Annotated in this window: 20 protein-coding genes; 6 read left to right on the top strand and 14 right to left on the bottom strand. The window is 60.9% G+C overall.

Annotated elements, in window-relative coordinates; all coding sequences use genetic code 11:
* The first annotated feature begins 3 nt into the window (after window positions 1-3).
* Both AC1DMK_RS00220 and AC1DMK_RS00215 read left to right on the top strand, forming a co-directional pair.
* Window positions 4-786: a TatD family hydrolase gene (locus AC1DMK_RS00220; protein WP_037061710.1), complete on the top strand. Its 783-nt coding sequence runs from the start codon at window positions 4-6 to the stop codon at window positions 784-786.
* Between the two features lie 4 nt (window positions 787-790).
* Window positions 791-1,621 carry an MBL fold metallo-hydrolase gene (locus tag AC1DMK_RS00215; RefSeq protein ID WP_037061711.1) on the top strand — a complete coding sequence of 277 codons (831 nt, stop codon included), beginning with the start codon at window positions 791-793 and terminating at the stop codon, window positions 1,619-1,621.
* Window positions 1,622-1,656: 35 nt separating this feature from the next.
* On the opposite strand, the gene atzF is transcribed toward AC1DMK_RS00215, so the two are convergent.
* From atzF to AC1DMK_RS00175, 8 genes are all read right to left on the bottom strand, one after another.
* The gene (gene atzF / locus AC1DMK_RS00210; protein ID WP_477856489.1) at window positions 1,657-3,483 is read right to left on the bottom strand and encodes an allophanate hydrolase; all 1,827 of its coding nucleotides are present in this window, start codon (window positions 3,481-3,483) and stop codon (window positions 1,657-1,659) included.
* On the bottom strand, window positions 3,480-3,833 hold the full coding sequence (locus tag AC1DMK_RS00205; RefSeq protein ID WP_037061713.1) for a cupin domain-containing protein: 354 nt from the start codon (window positions 3,831-3,833) through the stop codon (window positions 3,480-3,482). Before AC1DMK_RS00205 ends, atzF begins: the two co-directional genes overlap by 4 nt.
* The gene (locus AC1DMK_RS00200; RefSeq protein ID WP_037061714.1) at window positions 3,826-4,494 is read right to left on the bottom strand and encodes a cysteine hydrolase family protein; all 669 of its coding nucleotides are present in this window, start codon (window positions 4,492-4,494) and stop codon (window positions 3,826-3,828) included. The genes AC1DMK_RS00205 and AC1DMK_RS00200 overlap by 8 nt, the downstream gene beginning before the upstream one ends.
* Window positions 4,494-6,044, bottom strand: coding sequence for an ABC transporter ATP-binding protein (locus AC1DMK_RS00195; RefSeq protein ID WP_477856487.1), 1,551 nt, complete (start codon window positions 6,042-6,044; stop codon window positions 4,494-4,496). Before AC1DMK_RS00195 ends, AC1DMK_RS00200 begins: the two co-directional genes overlap by 1 nt.
* 96 nt (window positions 6,045-6,140) lie before the next feature.
* Window positions 6,141-6,842, bottom strand: a complete 702-nt coding sequence (gene biuH / locus AC1DMK_RS00190) for a biuret amidohydrolase (protein ID WP_037061716.1) — start codon at window positions 6,840-6,842, stop codon at window positions 6,141-6,143.
* A 171-nt stretch (window positions 6,843-7,013) separates the two neighbouring features.
* Window positions 7,014-7,940, bottom strand: coding sequence for an ABC transporter permease (locus tag AC1DMK_RS00185; protein ID WP_037061787.1), 927 nt, complete (start codon window positions 7,938-7,940; stop codon window positions 7,014-7,016).
* Complete coding sequence (locus AC1DMK_RS00180) at window positions 7,940-9,067, bottom strand: ABC transporter permease (protein ID WP_037061717.1); 1,128 nt, start codon at window positions 9,065-9,067, stop codon at window positions 7,940-7,942. Before AC1DMK_RS00180 ends, AC1DMK_RS00185 begins: the two co-directional genes overlap by 1 nt.
* An 18-nt stretch (window positions 9,068-9,085) precedes the next feature.
* Window positions 9,086-10,210 carry a BMP family ABC transporter substrate-binding protein gene (locus AC1DMK_RS00175; protein ID WP_037061718.1) on the bottom strand — a complete coding sequence of 375 codons (1,125 nt, stop codon included), beginning with the start codon at window positions 10,208-10,210 and terminating at the stop codon, window positions 9,086-9,088.
* 317 nt (window positions 10,211-10,527) lie between these two features.
* Between AC1DMK_RS00175 and AC1DMK_RS00170 the strand changes: the two genes are divergently transcribed.
* Genes AC1DMK_RS00170 through AC1DMK_RS00160 form a run of 3 tightly spaced genes read left to right on the top strand, consistent with a single transcriptional unit; the run spans window position 10,528 to window position 12,041 of the window.
* Window positions 10,528-11,205: a GntR family transcriptional regulator gene (locus AC1DMK_RS00170; RefSeq protein ID WP_037061719.1), complete on the top strand. Its 678-nt coding sequence runs from the start codon at window positions 10,528-10,530 to the stop codon at window positions 11,203-11,205.
* Window positions 11,206-11,261: 56 nt separating this feature from the next.
* Window positions 11,262-11,651, top strand: a complete 390-nt coding sequence (locus AC1DMK_RS00165; protein ID WP_477856483.1) for a RidA family protein — start codon at window positions 11,262-11,264, stop codon at window positions 11,649-11,651.
* Between the two features lie 21 nt (window positions 11,652-11,672).
* Window positions 11,673-12,041, top strand: coding sequence for a VOC family protein (locus tag AC1DMK_RS00160; RefSeq protein ID WP_477856481.1), 369 nt, complete (start codon window positions 11,673-11,675; stop codon window positions 12,039-12,041).
* Window positions 12,042-12,068: 27 nt separating this feature from the next.
* On the opposite strand, the gene AC1DMK_RS00155 is transcribed toward AC1DMK_RS00160, so the two are convergent.
* The 6 genes from AC1DMK_RS00155 to AC1DMK_RS00130 all read right to left on the bottom strand — a co-directional run bounded on the left by AC1DMK_RS00155 (window position 12,069) and on the right by AC1DMK_RS00130 (window position 18,139).
* Window positions 12,069-12,650, bottom strand: coding sequence for an NAD(P)H-dependent oxidoreductase (locus AC1DMK_RS00155; protein ID WP_037061722.1), 582 nt, complete (start codon window positions 12,648-12,650; stop codon window positions 12,069-12,071).
* Window positions 12,647-14,056 (bottom strand): FAD-binding oxidoreductase, encoded by a 1,410-nt coding sequence (locus tag AC1DMK_RS00150; protein ID WP_477856479.1) that lies wholly within the window; start codon window positions 14,054-14,056, stop codon window positions 12,647-12,649. The genes AC1DMK_RS00155 and AC1DMK_RS00150 overlap by 4 nt, the downstream gene beginning before the upstream one ends.
* 1 nt (window position 14,057) lies before the next feature.
* The gene (locus AC1DMK_RS00145; RefSeq protein ID WP_477856477.1) at window positions 14,058-15,371 is read right to left on the bottom strand and encodes a cytosine deaminase; all 1,314 of its coding nucleotides are present in this window, start codon (window positions 15,369-15,371) and stop codon (window positions 14,058-14,060) included.
* Entirely contained in the window at window positions 15,371-16,216 is an 846-nt protein-coding gene (locus tag AC1DMK_RS00140) for an ABC transporter permease (protein ID WP_037061726.1), read from the bottom strand. Before AC1DMK_RS00140 ends, AC1DMK_RS00145 begins: the two co-directional genes overlap by 1 nt.
* On the bottom strand, window positions 16,213-17,040 hold the full coding sequence (locus AC1DMK_RS00135) for an ABC transporter ATP-binding protein (RefSeq protein WP_037061728.1): 828 nt from the start codon (window positions 17,038-17,040) through the stop codon (window positions 16,213-16,215). The genes AC1DMK_RS00140 and AC1DMK_RS00135 overlap by 4 nt, the downstream gene beginning before the upstream one ends.
* A gap of 82 nt (window positions 17,041-17,122) precedes the next feature.
* Window positions 17,123-18,139: an ABC transporter substrate-binding protein gene (locus AC1DMK_RS00130; protein WP_477856475.1), complete on the bottom strand. Its 1,017-nt coding sequence runs from the start codon at window positions 18,137-18,139 to the stop codon at window positions 17,123-17,125.
* 183 nt (window positions 18,140-18,322) lie between these two features.
* Between AC1DMK_RS00130 and AC1DMK_RS00125 the strand changes: the two genes are divergently transcribed.
* Window positions 18,323-19,273, top strand: a complete 951-nt coding sequence (locus tag AC1DMK_RS00125) for a LysR family transcriptional regulator (RefSeq protein ID WP_477856474.1) — start codon at window positions 18,323-18,325, stop codon at window positions 19,271-19,273.
* Window positions 19,274-19,281 lie beyond the last annotated feature (8 nt).

Raw genomic sequence — 19,281 nt, 5'->3', positions numbered from 1 at the left:
GTCATGCTGATCGACACTCATTGCCACCTGGATTTCGCTGATTTCGAAGAGGAGCGCGACGAGATCGTGAAGCGTGCCCACGATTCCGGGGTGAGGCAGATGGTGACGATCTCGACCCGTGTCCGCAAGCTCGACGGCTTGCTCGCGATCACTGAGAAGTATCCCACTGTCTTTTGTTCGGTCGGCACTCATCCAAACAGCGCGAACGAAGAACTCGATATTCAGACAGACGACCTTGTTCGTCTCGCCAACACTCATGAGAAGGTGGTCGCGATCGGCGAAGCTGGTCTCGACTACTTCTATGACACGCAGACGCCGGAGGACCAGCAGACCGGGTTCCGGCGTCACATCGCAGCCGCCCGCCAAACCCAGTTGCCTTTGGTCATTCACAGCCGCAGCGCCGACGAGGACATGGCCGAGATCCTGACTGAGGAGACAGGGAAGGGCGCCTTTCCCTTCATTCTGCACTGTTTCTCGGCGGGACCGGAGCTTGCCAGGACTGGCGTCGAGCTCGGCGGCTACATCTCCTTTTCCGGCATCCTGACCTTCCCGAAGTCGGAGGAATTGCGCCAGATCGCCAAGACAGTCCCGCACGACCGGCTACTGGTTGAAACGGACGCGCCGTATCTCGCGCCGAAACGTTGGCGCGGCAAGCGCAACGAGCCTTCCTATGTCGTCAACACGGCCGAAGTTCTGGCCGAGACCATCGGTCTCAGTTACGCCGACACGGCGCGCATCACGACGGACAACGCCTTCCGCATTTTCTCGAAGATGCCAAGGATCTGAGGGCGTGGGCTACCGGCGGCGTTTCACCATCCTCGGTTGCTCATCCTCGCCCGGCGTCCCGCGCATCACTGGTGATTGGGGTGCCTGCGATCCGGAAAACCCGAAGAACCGGCGGACACGTGCGTCCTTCATGGTGCAGCAGTATGACGACAACGGCGGCGTGACCACTGTCGTCATCGACACCGGCCCGGATTTCCGCGAGCAGATGATCGCCGCCCGCGTCGAGCAGGTTGATGCGGTCCTCTACACCCACGCGCATGCCGACCACATTCACGGGCTGGACGACCTGCGCGGATACTACTTCGGCTCTCAGCAGCGCATTCCGATTTACGCGACTGAGATCACCATGGACCGTATCCGCCAGGGGTTTGCCTATTGCATGGAGACGCCGCCCGGCAGCAACTATCCGCCGATCGTCGAAGCCAAGATCATTGGAAGCATTGACGCGCCGTTGCGCATCAGCGGTGCGGGCGGTGCCATTTCGTTTTGCCCGCACGCCCAACAGCATGGTGACATCATCTCGCTGGGATTCCGTATCGGTAATGTCGCTTATTGCAGTGATATCAGCGATTTTCCTCCGGAAACTGTTGTAAAGCTTGAGGATCTCGATGTCCTCATCATCGACGCTCTGCAGTATCGGTATCATCCAAGCCATCTGTCGCTGGAGCAGTCGCTGGACTGGATCGACCGTCTGAAGCCGAAACGGGCGATCCTGACGCACATGCATACGCCGCTGGACTACGACACCGTCATGGCCGAGACGCCGGAACACGTCGTCCCGGCCTATGATCAGATGAGTTTCGACGTCGAACTGGCGGAACTCGAAAGCGCCTAGGCTTCATCAGTGCGCTTTCGTGCCAGGGCCTTTGTTCAGCCGGCGCTTCGCGGGCGCAGTTCCCTATCGGCGGCGACATAATTGCGCCAGCCGCCATATCCGGTGATGTCGATGGCTCCTGCGATGGCCGCGGCTTCGACCAGAAAACCCTTTGCGGACGTCCCGTCGGATAAAGAGATCGTGCCGATGCCGAGCGGCGAGGGGATTGCGGCGACAAACGCCCCGAAGGCCGCGGGCATCAACTGCCAGACCTCGACATCGATTTCAGCCCCCTTGCCGGTTTCGACGCGAATGAGGCCCGGCTTGGCCGGTACCTGTTCCGCCAGCGCATAGAGACGATAGGCATCGGACGTCCGGGCTTCGCGCGAAAACCGGGCATCAAGATCGCGCAGCTGTCCGTTCAATTGCATGCCCGACAAGTGGGCGCCAACCACCACGAGGTTGATGAGGCCGTTTTCGCCTACCGTGGTCGCTTTGGCCGCCGGCGGCAGCGGCCAGCTGGTTGCGCCGAGCGCAACGCCGGCCCTCTGGTGAATGTCGCGGGCGAGCGCCGCCGTCAGGCCGTCTCGACCTGACATCGCGAGGAACGTGACGCTGGCCGGCAGGCCATCGGCGCGTTTTCCTGTCGGAACCGCTATACCGCACATGTCGAGCAGGTTGACGAAATTCGTGTAGGTTCCGAGCCGTGAATTCTCTCGGATCGGCTCTGCCGCGAGATTGGCGAGCGTGTAGTGCCTCGGCGCGGTCGGCACGCAGAACAGATCGACGGAAGCGATCAGCGGTTCCAGCTTTCGCTTGAGCGCCTGTAGCGCATAAAACCCCTTAAACGCGTCAGCAGCTGTCAGCGTCCTGGCAGACCTATAGATCTTCCGCGTGACGGGATGGAAGCTCTCCTCCTTCTCATCGAAGAAATCCTTGACCGCTGCATAACGCTCAGCCACCCAGGCGCCCTCATAGAGCAGATTGGCAACCTTATAGAAATCGCCGAACGGGATCTCCACCAGCCGATGGCCGAGGCGGGTGAGGGTAGCCAATGCATCGTCGTAGGCGGCCTCCATGATCGTGTCGCCGTAGAATTGACGATCCTCCTTAGCAGGTATGCCGATAGCAAGCATCGGTGGCAACGGATCGTGGCCGGTAGCCTGGACGGCTCTGGAGTAGGGATCGGCGTCGTCGTGTCTGGCCGCGACGGCGAACACCCGCCAGACGTCGTCAACCGTAGTTGCGAAGATGGAGACGCAATCGAGCGTCCGGCACGCAGGCACGACGCCCGTGGTCGATAATGCGCCCAGGCTCGGCTTCAGGCCGACGATGTTGTTGAGCCCGGCCGGAATGCGGCCGGAGCCGGCTGTGTCTGTTCCGAGGGCAAAGCTGACGATGCCTTGCGCGGTCGCAACGGCAGAGCCGGAGCTCGAGCCGCCCGGAACAAGTGTCGGGTCGATCGCATTGCGCGGGATCGGATAGGGCGAACGGACACCCACGAGGCCGGTCGCAAACTGATCGAGATTGGTCTTGCCGATGACCAGCGCGCCTGCTTGCCTCAGCAGCCGGACCACGGTCGCATCGCTGGCAGGCAGATAGGCATAATGCGGGCAGGCGGCCGTCGTCGGCATGCCGGCGACATCGATATTGTCTTTCACGGCGAACGGAATGCCCCAGAGTGGCTTGGCCGCAGGATCGAACGCACCGAGCGCTTCGGCCTCGGCGACCAATGTCTGCCGGTCGGCAAGGTGCAGAAAGATGCCGGGGTCGTCAACATCGGCAATACGCATGAAGACGCGATCGATGATCTCCACGACCGTGCCGCCGTTGTCGTAGAATGCATGCAGTGATGCGATATCAAAAGCCGGTCCGCCGGTCATGCTCTTTCCTCTTCCAGAATTACCACTGGCCGGTCCCACTGGATCAGCACCACGCAGCCGGTGTCGCTCCAGACGCTGTGCTCCGTTCCGGCTGCGTTGACGACATAGCTGCCCTTGCCGTAGTCACCGGCCTCGTCCGACTGCGTGCCTTCCAGCACCAGGATGGTTTCAAGGCCCTCGTGGCGGTGGCGCGGGACTGCAGCGCCCGCCTCGTATTTCAACAGAGCGACCCCCGGCTGGTCGCCTTCGAAGGGCTGGATCCAGTGAATGGTGACATCCTCCCTGAACGGTCCGAACGGCAGCTCCTTCCAGCCGCCGGATGTCAGTAGTTCGCGTGTCTTCTCAGGCATGGCCGATCACCTCCAGAATATCGTCAATATGCGCAGTCCAGCCGACGATTCCGCCTTGGGCACGGATCATGGCGATGGCAGCATCCTTGAACTCCGGAAAGTAGCTCTCCGTCGCCTCCTCGGCGAGCAGGCATTCGTAGCCGCGGTCGTTCGCCTCGCGCATCGTCGTCTGCACGCAGACTTCCGTGGTGACGCCAGCAAACACCAGCTGGCTGATGCCCTTGCGCCTGAGCACGTCGCCGAGCTCGGTCGCGTAGAATGCGCCCTTGCCGGGCTTCTCGATGACGGTTTCGCCGTCGAGCGGCGCAAGCTCCGGCAGGATCGCCGTGCCGGGCTCGCCGGCGATCAGGATGCGCCCCATCGGTCCCTCGTCGCCGATCCTGAGGCTCGGCTTGCCGCGATTGCGCTTGGCTGGCGGCAGGTCGGAGAGGTCGGGCTTGTGGCATTCCATCGTGTGGATCACAGGTAGCCCGGCATCGCGAAAACCCTGGATCAGCCGTTTGACATCGGGCACGATTTTCGTGATGCGGCCGACATCGTTGCCGAGGCTGGCGCCGAAGCCGCCCGGCTCGGCAAAATCCCGCTGCATGTCGATGACGATGAGTGCCAGCTGGTCGGGTTTGGCAGGGAAGGCGAATGGCTGTGCCTTGATCTCACCCATCAGTGGTGTCCTGCCATATGCGCGCCGATGATCGAAATGTCGGCGGCGAGCGCCGGTGTTTCATAGACGAGCTTGCCATCGGACATGACCACGATGCGGTCGGACATCTCAAGCAGTTCGTCGAGGTCTTCCGAAAGCAGCAGCACGGCGGCACCTGAATTGCGAGCCCTCATGATGCGTGCCCGAATTTCCGCCACCGCCGAGAAGTCGAGGCCGAAGCAGGGATTGGAAACGATCAGCAGATCGACTTCACCGGTGAGTTCGCGCGCCAAAACGGCCCGCTGCACGTTGCCGCCGGAAAGGGCGGCAATGGGCGACGACGAGGAAGCGGCCTTCACCTTGAAATCGGCAATCAGGTCGGTCGCACGTTTCTTCATCTTGCCCGGGCTCAGCCAGATCGCATCCCTCCCATCCTCCGTCAGGTCGAAGGTGCGGAAGGCGAGGTTCTCGCTGACCGTCATGCGCGGCGCACAAGCGTTCTGCAGCGGCTCTTCAGGGATGAAGCGGACGTGATTCCTGCGGGTCTCATGACGCGTTGCGCCGTATGCCCAGCCGTTCACCGTCACCGTGCCGGCATGCGTCTGGCGCTGGCCGGCGAGGATCTCGGTGAGCTCCTTCTGTCCGTTGCCAGATATGCCCGCGATGCCGACGATCTCGCCGGACCGGACGGTGAGGTTTTCGATCTCGATCGTCTTCAACCCTGATCGATCCGGCGCTTTCACCCGCTCCACCCTGAGCACCGGCTTGGCGACCTGGGAAACCGGCACGCGGGTGTCGAGTTCGGCAAGTTTCACGTCGCCGATCATCATGGAAGCCATTTCGGAGGTCGACAGTTCGCCCACGTTCCCGCCGCCCACCAGCTTGCCGCGCCGCAGGATCGAGACGGCATCGGCGAATTTGGTGACCTCATGGAACTTGTGCGAGATCATCAGCACGGTCAGCTCGCCGCGCTCCGTCATGCCGCGCACCAGCCCCAGCATTTCATCCGCCTCGGCGGGTGTCAGCACCGATGTCGGCTCATCGAGCACGAGGAAGCTGCGGCCGAGATAGAGCTGCTTGACGATCTCAAGCTTCTGCTTCTCGCCGGCCGCAAGCTCGCTCACCCGGCGGTCAAGCGGGATCTTGAACGGCATGCGCTCCATGAAGGCGGCGAGGTCCTTGCGTTCCCTAGCCCAGTTGATGACCGCAGGCACTTTGGCGCGGCTGATGACGAGGTTTTCCGCACCCGTCAGCGACGGCACCAATGTGAAATGCTGGTAGACCATGCCGAGCCCATAGGCGGCAGCGTCCTTTGGCGAGGCGACAGCCACCTCGCGACCGTCCACAGAGAGCGAACCTAAGGTCTGGTGGTAGAAGCCCATGATGCATTTCACCAGCGTCGACTTGCCTGCGCCGTTCTCGCCAAGCAGCGCATGGAAAGTGCCGGCGGGTATATCGACCGAGACATGGTCGAGCGCCGTGAAGCTGCCGAACCGCATGGTCATGTCGAGCGTCTGGATTCCCACGGCCTTTCCGGCCTGGGGAAGGGGCGTGTCGCGTACGATGCTCACTTCATTTCTCCTTTTCGACAATGATGGCAACTGTGCAGTCGCCGGTCAGGCTTCGGCGCTCGGCTTGGCAGAAGGTCTGACCGCATAAGCCGGGCATCAGGCAAGCGCCTCGATGAGAGCCATGGAATTGGAAACGGAGCCGAAGACGCCTCCCTGCATCTTGACCATCTTGATGGCGGCGAGGTGGTTGCCATGGTCTGTCGCGCCGCAGCAGTCCTCGAGCAGCAGGCATTCGAAACCGCGGTCGTTCGCCTCGCGCATCGTGGTCGAGACGCAGACATCGGTGGTGATGCCGGTCAGGACGATGTTCTCGATACGCTTCTGGTTCAGGATCAGCTCCAGGTCGGTGGCGCAGAAGGATCCCTTGCCGGGCTTGTCGATGATCACTTCGCCGTCGAGCGGATAGAGTTCTGGAATGATGTCCCAGCCCGGCTCGCCGCGAACCAGGATGCGGCCACAGGGACCGGCATCGCCGATGCCTGCGCCGATGCGTTGCGAGCGCCAGCGCTTGTTGGCCGGCAGGTCGGCGAGGTCGGGGCGGTGCCCCTCGCGGGTGTGGATGATGTGGTAGCCCCTGGCGCGCATCGCCGCGAGCACGGTCTTGATCGGTCCGATTGGCGCCTGCACCAGGGAAAGGTCATAGCCCATGTGATCGACATAGCCGCCCTTGCCGCAGAAGTCCGTCTGCATGTCGATGATGATGAGCGCCGTGTTGTCCGGTCGCAAGGCGCCGTTGTAAGGCCAGGGATAGGGGTCGGCGTTGACATAGTGCCCTTTGGTTTCGACCATCGCGTCCATCGTCTGTCTCCTATTCAGCCGTAAGTTTGATGCTTCGCCATGGTGCTGGTCGCTTGTTGGACCAGGTCCGTATATGCATCGGTGGGCCGTGTCCTTCGCTCCACCGGCGATGGCGCTGCCGATGCCGTCTTCAGATCTGTRGGGTAGCTGAAATCATTCATGGCTCATCTCCTATTTCGTGAGCGACAATGCGCCCGGCGCGCCAGCCAGCGAGCGGGTAGGCGAGGAGGTGGCGATGAGAATGGCGAGCGTCAGCACGTAAGGCGCCGCGTAGAAAATGTAGTATCCCTGCGTGACGCCGACGGATTGGAGCGCCGGGCCGAGCGCGCCGGCGCCGCCGAACAGCAGGGCGGCGAGGAAGCAGCCGATGGGATTCCATCGGGCAAAGATCACCAGTGCCACGGCCATCAGACCCTGGCCGGATGAAATGCCTTCGTTCCAGGAGCCCGGATAATAGAGCGAGAGATAGGCGCCGCCGACAGCTGCGAGCGAACCGCCCACGGCGGTGGCAAGCAGGCGTACGCGATCCGGATTGATGCCCATGGCGCGCGCTGCATCGGTGCTGTCGCCCACGACGCGCAACACGAGGCCAATCCGCGTGTTCTTGAAGGCCCACCAGAGCGCGAAAGCGAGAAGGGCGCCCAGGATGAAGAGGACGTTGATGTTGAGCGCCGCCTGCACCTGCGTCAGGCCGGACCATGAGCCGAGCGGAATCGATGGCAGATGCGGCGCCACCGGCTTGATGAAGGGTTTCCCGAGGAAGAAGGCAAGGCCGAGTCCGAACTGCATCATGGCGATGCCAATCGCGATGTCGTTGACCTTGGGCCACTTGCAGATCCACCCGTGGAGCAAGCCGAAGATCGCCCCCGCTCCCATCGCCGCCAGCATGCCGAGCCATGCCGAGCCGCTCATGACCGCAATGGCGTATGCCGTCATGGCGCCGAAGACGAGCGTCCCTTCCAGACCAAGATTGATGCGGCCGGAACGCTCGGTGATGGTCTCCCCGAGGCTGACGAAGATGAAGGGGGTGGAGACGCGGATCGCGCCCGCGAAGATGGCGAGGGGAACGCCCCAGAGGCCAATGCCGGTGTCTTCCATCATGCGCTCCTTTTCCAAAGGTCGGGATTGAAGATCTTGAAGCGGCCGTAAAAGGTCTCGCAGAAGAGGATGACGATGAAGAGCGTGCCCTGCAGCACCAGAACGGTCGCGTCAGGCAGGCCCATGCGGCGCTGGATAAGCCCACCGGAGGCATCGATGCCGCCGAGAAGGATCGCAACGGGAATGATCGCCAACGGGTTATGCCGCGCCAGGAAGGCAACGAGGATGCCGGTATAGCCGTAGCCCGCGGCGAGCGAGGCGTTGGCGCTGCCTTGGACTGCGGCAACCTCGATCATCCCTGCCAACCCAGCGAAGCTGCCGGCAATCGCCGTGAAGCCAACGATCAGGCGGCCGACCGGCAGGCCCTGGATCTGTGCGGCGCGAACATTGCCGCCGGCGATGCGCGCGGCAAAKCCGTAGCTCGTCACCTCGATCAGGATCCAGGAGAGGACGCAGGCGACGACCCCGATGGCGAGCCCCCAGTGCACGTCCATCCCAGGTATCTTGCCCAGCATGTACTCTGGCGGCAACGGCGTCGTCGACGGCTTGTTCAGGCTTGCCGGATCGCGAAGCGGTCCCTCAACGAACTGGTTCATCAACGCGATCGCGATATAGGCGAGCAGGAGCGACGAGATGGTTTCGTTGACGCCGCGATAGTGGCGGAGGAAGCCGGAAAGCCCTATCCAGACGCCGCCGACGATCATGGAGGCTGCCGCCATCAGGATAAGCACGAGAAGGGCGGGGAGCGTTCCGACGAACGGCAGAGCGATGGCAGCGGCCGCAACGCCGCCAAGCACCACTGCACCTTCTCCACCGATGATGACGAGCCCGAGACGGGCCGGTAGCGCAACGCACAGTGCCGTCAGGAGGAGAGGGGCGGAGCGGCTGAGGCTGTTCTGGACGGAGAACCAGCTGCCGAAGCCGCCAGTGTACATCAGTTGGAAGAGGACGGCCGGCGACTTGCCGACCGCCTGTATGAAAAGGGAGAAAAGCGCGAGCCCGACCAGGATCGCGCAAAAACTGATGGCGATCGGTTCCGCTCGCCGCGCCAGCCATTCCAGCATCGGCCGGAGCTGCGACCGCTCTGGAACGATGGAGATTGCGGGATTGTTCGCCTCGACTGTCATGACGCTTCTCCCTTGGGCTCAAGCCGTGGATCCGACGACGCCTTCGACCAGGTAGTCCATGCTCTCGAGCTCGATCGCGTCTTCGGCGTAAGCCTTGTCGGCTGCGACGATGACGTTGCCCTTGTTGTCCTTCATCGGTCCCTTGAAGACCGAGAACTTGCCGGTCATCATCTCCGCGAGCGTCACGTCGAATTTCGTGCGCGCTTGCGCCGAAACGGCCGGGCCTAGCGGGCTCATCTTGACGAAGCCGTCCTTCAGCCCGCCGCGTACGAAGTTGCCGAGCTTCTCGCCCGCCTGTGCCTTCTTGACGAAGTCGGTGTAGACGTTGCCCCAAGCCCATTCGGCGCCGGTGAGATATTTCTCAGGCGCCAGCGGGCTCTGGTTGGCGTGATAGCCGCAGACGAAGGCGCCGCGGCCGGCTGCCGTCTCGACAACCACCTTGGGGCTGTCGACGTGGCAGGTGATGACGTCGGCGCCCTGATCGATCAGCGCATTGGTGGCTTCCGCTTCCTTGACGGCCAGCGACCACTCACCGGTGAAAATCACCTGGCAGGTGATCGAGGGATCGACAGAGCGTGCGCCGAGGAGGAAGGAGTTGATGTTCTGCAGAACTTGAGGGATCGGCTTGGCCGCGACAAAACCGATCTTCTTGCTCTTCGAAGCATAGCCGGCCGCAGTCCCGTTCAGATACTGACCCTGGCCGATGTAGCCGAAATAGGAGCCCGTATTCATCGGGTTTTTGCCCTCCTGCCAGAGGCCGCCGCAATGGCGGAACTGGATGTCGGGATATTTCGCTGCCATTGCCAGCATATGGGGGTCGAAATAGCCGAACGACGTCGGGAAGATCAGCGTCGCGCCGTCGAGGTTGATCATCGACTCCATTGTCTTCTGGACATCGACCGTCTCCGGCACGTTCTCCTCTTCGACGACTGTGACGGCCGGCAGCGCCTTGAGGGCAGCAGCGCCCTCGGCATGTGCCTGGTTATAGCCATAGTCGTCTTTCGGGCCGACATAGATGAAGCCAACCGTCAGAGCGGTTTGCGCGAAAACACGGCTCGGCAGCAATCCGGGTGTCATGGTGAGCGCACCGGCAGCAGAAACTTGGAGGAAGTTGCGGCGGTTCATGGAAAGGAGTTTGGTCATTGGAATGCTCCTTGCGGCGATGGCCGGTTTGAAAAAAAACGTTGCAGAAAAGTGTATGCAATGGCCGTGCCAAATTTTAAGTCGTTGTTTTGTTTTCGTTAAAATAAAGATCCTGGCGCAGTTGTGTAAACTGTATGCAGTTTAATGCCGAATGTGATGAAAAAATAATCGATGATTAATAGACTATCTTATCGGCCCCGGCGTTCAGCTCCGGAAACCGTGTTCATGCAGCCGTAAACTATTATGGGAGCAAAATTATTTGACTTCAGACCTATGTGCATGCATCTGTATGCAGTCGATAGGAGCAGATTGTATACGTGAAGCAGATCAGACCCAGGCAAGTGATCAGGGCCGGGACCACCGTTGAGCAGATGGTGCGAGCCATAGCGGACATGATTGTGACCGGCGTTCTCTTGCCGGGTGAAAAGCTTGACGAGATTTCGCTCGCCACCCGCTTCGATGTGTCGCGAACGCCGGTCCGCGAAGCTCTGCGCGAGCTTGGCGCGATGGGGTTGGTCGACCGCGAACCAAATCGCAGCGCCGTCGTTGCCAACGTGACCGAGGCCTACCTTCATTCGATGTTCGAGGCGATGTCGGAGCTTGAGGCCATATGTGCGCGGCTTTCAGCGGAGCGCATGACTGCTGACGAAAGGCGAGCGCTGGAACTTCATCACCGCGCATCTGCCAAGCTTGTGCACGCCGGCGCGGAGGAAGACTACGCCACGCACAACACAGACTTCCATACGCGGATTTATCGCGGCGCTCATAACGATCACATCTACGAGCTGGTGACGCAAACCCGCGCCCGGCTCGCGCCCTTCCGTCGTGCGCAGTTCAGGCTGCCCGGGCGCCTGGCAATGTCCTATGACGAACACGACGTGATCGTCACCGCCATCATGCGCGGCGATACCGCAGCGGCCAGCCAGGCTGCTTACTCGCACGTTACAATCGTCAGTGATGCAAGTATTGTCTTTGCATCGACCAAGGGCGATTGATCCTATCGTTGTAAGTCAGAATTAAAGCGCAAACAATTGTAATTTATAGGTATCTTATGAAGAAGATATTCAATCCGCCGACTGTCCGAAGGCCGTTTGGAAACTACAGTCATGGCCTGCTCGTGCCATCAGGCGCATCGCTGCTCGTCACCTCGGGCCAACTCGGTATCGGATTGGACGACACGATCCCCGACGATGTGACATCGCAGGCCGAGCTCTGCTTCAGGGCGCTCGACGCGATCCTGCAGGAGGCGGGGATGACATTCGCGGACGTCATCCGCATCGGCGGCTTCGTCACAAAGCGCGAAGACTTTCCGGCCTACATGGCCGTTCGCGATCGCTATACGCTTGAACCCAAGCCGGTCTCGACCCTTATTGTCGTCGGCGGCTTCACCCGGCCGGAATTCCTGGTCGAGGTCGAAGTAACCGCGGCTAAAGTGTTGTGACAACAAGCTGGAGGTCATCGGGTGGCTGTACAATTCAGTAACGTCGTCCTCTACGCCAGGGACATTGAGGCGACAGTGCTATTCTATGAAAAGCACTTTGGTTTCAGCGCGTTGAGGAGGACAGATGACAGAATTATCGAACTCGTCAATGAGGACGGCGGCGCCAGCATCATGGTGTATCAGGCTGGAAAGGCGCAGAAGCAAGGCCAGTCGGTCGTCAAGCTGGCTTTCGCCGTCGAAGACGTCCGGCATTTTTGTGAAGTGAGCGCCGGGCGGGGGCTGGAATTCGGCCCGCTACACCAGGCAGATGGATATGTCTACGCGAACGCCCGCGACCCATCGGGCAATCCGATTTCGGTGTCCAGCCGCAGATTTCGCGAATCCACCTAGCGAGGATCCCTGGAGGCAATCTGCCGCTCAGAACCGTTCCATTGCGGTCTTCACCTTGCCCAGAAACGCAGCGCGCGTTTGCGGTGTGCACTTGTTCATGTCGTAGTGGGCAAGGAAGGTAACTGGGCGCAGTGGATTGATCTGCGCGCGCAGAACGCGCTTGACGATCTTCTTCGGCGGATTTCCGGCCACGAAGGCACGGAAGGGGGTTGCCCCATAGGTGAACACCGCGCCGAGTTTGCGGATATGGCGCAGGCGGGATTCGACCCTGCCGTCGACAAGCTCGAAGGAAACGCCGGGAAGCCAGACCCGGTCGAAATAGCCCTTCAGGATCGCCGGGAAGCCGAAGTTCCACACCGGCGTCACGATCACTAGTCCTTCCGCCTGCTTTAGCCGCTCGACATGGCCCTTCACCAGCAACGTGTTGTCGGGATAATCGTGATAAATCAGCCTGTCGTGGCGCGACAGTACCGGATCGAAATTCTCCTCGTAGAGATCGCAGGGATCGACATCGTGTCCTGCGGCAGTCAGGCTTTCCAGCGTCTGCCGGTAGAGCGCATGGCCGTAGCTCGACAAGACGGGATGTGAATGAAGGACGAGAACCCTCATGATGCCTCCATCACAGCGGCAAGACCCGGGAAGAGGTAGTTTTCGCCGGCGGAAAAGTCGAAGTCGGGGTTTTCCCAGGCGATCATCTTGCCCGGATTGAGCAGCCCCCGCGGGTCAGTCTCGTGCTTGAAGGCAAGCTGAACTCTGTCGGTCTGCTTCATGCCGCCTTCCTCCAGCGTGTAACGATGCGGGTTGAAGATAGGGCACCCATGATCCTGATGAATCTTGATAATCTCTTCAAGCCGCTCCTCGGTCGTATAGCGCACCAGCGGCAACCCCGCGCACTGGATCTCGCCGTCGAAGCGGATGAATTCGAGATGACCTGGCACCTCATCGCCGAAGATCTCGACCATCTTGGCGACCTTGGCCACGTGGTCGGGGCCAGGGTATTGGACCTGCAGGTAGGTAAAGCTCGGATCGATCTTCAGCGCGCGAAGCGTGGTGTGGTTCCAGGCAAGCTCGTAGGCATGCGGAATGCCCTTCATGCTTTCGACCTTGTCGGAGCGAAAGACGACCTCGCCCTTCTGTGCCGATGTGAAGGCCATGAACGCATCCATCGAATGCGGCGCGATCATCAGCACCGCGAGAGACTGGCCCTGCCGGATAAAGGGTTTGTGGCGCGTGAAATACGCATGCGGAATGGGCGCGGCAATCGGCGCGATTTCCTTGATCAGAATGCCGTTGCACTTCGCCAGCGCATCCGAGTAGCGCACGGCTGCCATGAAGTCGTCATAGCCGACCAGTACGTCGACCCAGTCGTAGGCGGGCGCGAGCGGCATCTCGATCTCGGTGATGATGCCGTTGGTGCCATAGGCATGGCTGACTTTCTGCAGGTCCCAGCCGGTGAGGTCGAGTATGCGTGGCTCGGCTTCCATGGTAACGACGCGCAGCCGTATGATGTTGCCGATATCGCGCAATCCGCCCCAGGTGATCGACCCGACGCCGCCCGAGCCGCCAGCGACGAAGCCGCCGATCGTTGCCGTCTGGGCGGTGGAGGGGTGAAAGCGCAGTTCCTGTCCGGAATGAGCCCTGGTCTGCTTGTCCAGTTGGGCAATCACGATGCCCGGTTCGCAGATGACCCGGCCGGGATGGATCTCCTTGACCTTGTCCATCGCCGCAAGGTTCAGCACGATGCCGCCCGACAGCGGCATGGCTTGGCCGTAATTGCCGGTGCCCGCGCCGCGCGGCGTCACCGGAACGCCATGTGCGAAGGCGACCTTGAGCGTCTGGATTACCTCGGCCTCATTCTTCGGCGTCACCACCAGATCGGCCGTCACGCCGTCAAGCTGTGCCTTGAGAATTGGCGAGTACCAATAGAAATCGCGGCTTTTCTGGCGTACCAGCGCCGGATTGTCTTCAACAGCAATGCCTTCGAGCTCTTGTCTGATCTTCTGGTAGTCCGGCATGTCAGCCTCCAAGGACGGTATCGAGTTCACGGTAGTCCGGCAGGCTGCGGTCGATGACCTTGCCGCGCCGTAGAACCACGCGGTCAGACTGCGGCCGGGACAGGAATTCACTCCAGCGACGGGCGCTGAAGAGCACGAGATCGGCGGGTCGGCCGACGGCGATGCGCCCCATATCAGGGCGCCCGGCAATCTCGGCCGGGGAGGTCGTCACCACGCGTGCTGCGGTATCGAGCGGGTGATCGAGGTGAAGGATGCGGACTGCTTCGCGGAACACTTCGACGGCATCGAGATCGCCGTAGGCATAGAAGGGGTCGCGGGTGTTGTCTGAGGCGACAGCGGTAGCCACACCGGCTGCGGCAAGCTCCTTGAAGAGCGTGACGCCACGCCAGCGCGGCGTGCGGCCGGGATAACGATCCTGCAGATAGGCGTTGCACATCGGCAGCGAAATGATCGCGATTCCCGCCTTGGCAACGAGTTCGACCGTGCGCTGGGCAATGCCATCGTCTTGCCGTGCGAGCGCGCAGCAGTGCCCCGCCGTCACCTTGCCCGTGAAGCCGTTCCGCAGAACGGCCTCGGCAATTGCCTTCAGCGTCTCCGCGCCGGGATCATCTGTCTCGTCTACATGCAGATCGATATCGAGGCCGTTGTTGGCGGCGGCACGAAAGAGCGTGTCGAGCTGCCAGACAAGATCGGGGCTCATCTTTGTCACGCCGCCGAGCAAGCCGCCCGTGTCGCGAACAACCGATAGGAGGTCGCCGAAATAGGCCTCGTCCACCATCGCGTCCATCGCAAAGAGCGCAACCGCCTGCAGGGCAATCTTGTCCTTCCAGGCCTCGCGAACCTCGGCGAACACCTCGAAGGAGATGCGGTGTTGCGGTGCGACTGAATCCAGATGGGTGCGGATAAGGCTGGTGCCATGCGCGTAAGCCGAGCGCAGAGAAAATTCCATCCGCTTGCGCACATCCTGCGCGGACCAGTGCGCGGTACGGTCGACGCCGACGGCCTCGATCGCGCCCATGAAAGTGCCATCCGGGTTGTGGTTTCGCGCCCAGATATGCCCCTTGTCGAGATGGGTATGGACGTCGGCAAAGCATGGCCAGATCATCCCTTCGCGGAGATCGGATTTGGCGAATTCCGGAGGCGCGCTGCCGGCTGGCAATATGGCCGATACCATGCCGTCCGCGATCACCAGATCGGCGCGTACCAACCCTTCAGTGGCAGGTGCGTCATAGCCCTCGACCGCCGCGGCGGGCAGCGTCGCATTGCCCAGCACGAGGCGGTCGGCACTCGGAGGGGACATGAAGGAACAGGTCATCAGTTTTCCCGTTTCAGGCTGCTCTCATGCCAACGATGCAGGCTGAGCCATGATATGAAAGAGGTGATCGCGAAAATCGCCACGCCGAGCAATGACAGCATCAGCAGGGCCGCAAACAGACGAGGGATGTTCATGCGGTATTGGGCTTCCAGCAGCCGGAAGGCGAGGCCGGATCCGGCGCCCGCCGAGCCTGCTGCAAACTCGGCAACGACGGCGGCGATCAGCGCCAGCCCGCCGCCGATGCGAAGACCGGTCATGAAATAGGGCTGGGCAGCTGGCAACTTGAGATAGAGAAGCGTCTGCCAGCGTGAAGCGCCGTAGAGCTCGAAGAGATTGATCAGGTTGTGATCGACGCTCTTCAGACCCTGTACCATGTTGGATAGGATCGGAAAGAAGGCGACCAGGAATGCGCAGATCAACAGCGCCACCTGCGTCGACGGCGCATAGATCAGTATGAGCGGCGAGATTGCAACGATCGGCGTCACCTGCAAGATGACCGCAAGCGGATAGAAAGCGATCTCGATCCACTTGGACTGCACCAGGAAGACGGCGAAGCCGACGCCCCCCACCAGCGCCAGCGCAAGTGACATGAGCGTGATCTTGGTGGTGACCCAAAGGGCAGGGGCGAGCGTGCCCCAATCGTTGACGAAGGCCGCTGCCACGGCTGCCGGGCCAGGCAGGATGTAAGGCGGCACGCCGGAAAGCTTGACGTAGAGCCCCCAGATGACGACGAGAACCACGATGGTGATGATCGGAATGGCGACCCGGAGCGCCAGATCGCGGTGGCTGGCGTGCGGCGCTTTGGATGCCGACGGTACGAGGGCGTCGACGACATCGGAGCTCAACGGTCTTCCCCTGCCGCGTTGATGGCGCCGATGAGCGAGTGGGACACGGTCTCGCACGCCTGGCGGTATTCCTCCGATGTCCGGTAATGCGCGTCGCGTTCAAGGCGGGTCACAAGCGGAATGTCGTCGTGAACGCGGCCCGGACGTGCCTTCATGACGACGATACGGTTTGAGAGATATGCAGACTCGAAGACCGAATGCGTGACGAAGATCACCGTAATGCCGGTCTCCTTCCAGAGCCTTAGCACATCGTCGTTCAGCTTCTGACGGGTGATTTCGTCGAGCGCCGCAAATGGCTCGTCCATCAACAAAAGCTTGGGCTTGGTGACCAGCGCTCGGGCAATGGAAACGCGCATCTTCATGCCGCCCGAGAGTTCACGCGGATAGGCTTCGGCAAAATCCTGCAGGCCGACTGTCGAGAGCACGCCGATGATCTCGTCGCGCGCCGCCACCTTCGAAATGCCGCGCAGCTTCAGCGGCAGGTGAACATTGTCGAAAACGTTCTTCCAGGGCATCAGCGTCGGCTCCTGGAAGACGAAGCCGATATCGCCTTCCGGCAGCCCCTTCGCATTGATCCGCGAGCTCGGCCAGTCGATTTTGCCGGAGGAAACATCGCCAAGGCCGGCGATGATCCGTAGTGCCGTCGACTTTCCGCAGCCGGACGGTCCAAGCAGGCTGATGAACTCACCGCTCGCGACCGTCAGAGACATGCCAGCCAGCGCGATGGTTCCATTCGAAAATGTTCTGGATACGGACTGCAACTGGACCAGCGGCCTTTTGCGTGTTTCCCTCTGAGGCGCGATCTGGGCTTCGGCTAGCGGCATTGCTGTCTCTTTTCATCAAGAACGCTTCTTCGTGCGAGGATCTTGCGGCCATCCGAGCCGCGAGCCGTCGGTGCTGAAAAACTCACTTCTTCAATGTCATGCCGGTGCCCTTGCAGACGTACTTCGTGGTGAACGCCTTGGTATAGTCCGTGTCAGCCTTGAAGACCTTGATGCCGACCATTTCGTCGAAGAACCTCTTGTAGTGCGCATCCGTCATGCATCCGATGCCCTTGTCCAGCGCCTCTCCCGATTCAACGATGCCGTATTCTTTCATTTTGGCGATCGAATAGGCGATCTGACCGTCCGTCATCTCCGGATTGTCCTTCTTGATCAGTTCGTTCGCCTTGCTGTTGTCGCCATAGAGATAGTTGTACCAACCCTCGATCGAGGCGTCGACGAAGCGCTGGACGACGTCGGACTTTGTGTCGATCATCGCCTGCGTGGTAGTGATCATCGTGGAATAGGGGGTGTAACCGTTATCGGCGAGTAGGAAGACCTTGGGCTCCCAGCCCGTCTGCTTCTTGATTTCGTAGGGTTCGGAAGTCAGGTACCCCTGCTGGCCGGATTGCTTGTCCGCGATAAAGGGTCCAGGATTGAAGTTATAAGGCTTGTATTGCTCATCCTTGAAACCCGGATAGTTCGCTTTCATCCACTCGAAATAGGTGAGGTAACCGTCCTTGCCGAGGAAAAGTGCCTTCAGCTTCGCCAGGTCCTCGAACGACTCGATACCGGCATCCGGATGCGCGAGCAGGACCTGTGGATCCTTCTGGAAGATGGCGGCGACGTCGACGAGCGGAATGCCCTGTTCCACCGCCGCGATTTCGCCTTGTGCGCCACCCATGTAGAAATCGATCTTGCCGGCGATCAACCGTGCACTGTTGGCGGCATTCGGGCCGCCTTGCAAAATGGTCACGTCAAGGCCGTGCTTGGCGTAGGTTCCGTCGGCAACAGCCTGATAGAAGCCACCGTGTTCTGCCTGTGCGAGCCAGTTGGTCCCGTAACTGACTGTCTCGAGCGCGTAGCTTGGAGCGGCGAGGGCGATTGCACCGCCGAGCCCCAACATTGTCGTCAATGCTATGTTCATCTCTGCTGTGGACATGAGCGGCGTTCCCCTTTGATGCCGAAAGACGTCGTCGGCGGCGTCCCACTTCTTACAGTTGAGCGCTTGTCTTGCTGTTTGAAAAGCATCAAAATTCGTGCACAATGATGCCTTTTCGGCACCTCATGAGGTGCCTGTGTCTAATTTGTGCGTGGCGCTTAAAATTGATGCAACGAGGACCCGATGCTGCATTCCAGGAAGCTTCTTTATATGAACGAGATCGCGCGGGCGGGGTCGATCCGAAAGGCAGCGGCGCGCCTGAACGTTGCATCCTCCGCCATCAATCGGCAAATCCTGGCGCTTGAGGAGGAAATGGGAGCGCCGCTCTTTGAACGGCTGCCTCGCGGATTGCGGCTGACGGCCGCGGGCGAACTCTGCATCGAGCACATCCGTGAGGTGCTGAAGAATTACGACCGGCTGGAAGGCCGCATCCGCAGCCTGAAGATGCAGCAAGCCGGGAAGGTGCGGTTGGTGACCACCGTCGGTCTCGCGTCCGGGCCGCTTGCCGAGATCATCACGCGCTTCCAGTCAGTGAACCCGCGCGTCTATTTTCATGTCAGGAACGATTCCGGCACGACGACGGTCAATCCGGTCTTGACGGGAGATGTCGATATCGGGCTCGGATTCAATATTCCGGCCACCCCCGGGATCCGGACGCTCGGCAATTTCGACATACCGATCGGTGTCGTCCTGCCGCCCGGCCATCGCCTGATCAGGCCCGGGCCGATCAATCTTGCGGATGTTGTTCAGGAGCGCCTGGTTCTTGCGCAATCCGGGACGAGTCTGCGCGACGTCATCAACCTGGCACTGGCGCGCATGGACGTATCCGTTGAACCCGTGCTGGAGAGCAACGCCTCGGAAATGCTGAGGAAACTGGTAAAATGTGGGGCAGGGATCACCCTGCTCAATCCGCTCGATGTCATCACAGAATGCAGGCTGGGCGAGCTTGTTTTCAGGCCGATCGCCGAGCCGCATGCAAGGCATCAGCCGATGAAGCTGATTGCTCGCGCCCGTGCGCCTCTCGATGCTGCCACCAGCCTGTTCGTCGAATACCTGCTCGCAGAACTGTCGGGATTGGTGCAGGAACTGCGGACAAATGGCTACATCGGGCCGGACAGTCCCACCACAGCGTGATGCCTATT

Source organism: Rhizobium sp. 05L419 (assembly GCF_056397845.1).
The sequence above is the reverse complement of the archived record's forward strand: the minus strand, read 5'-3'. Positions and strand labels throughout refer to the sequence as shown.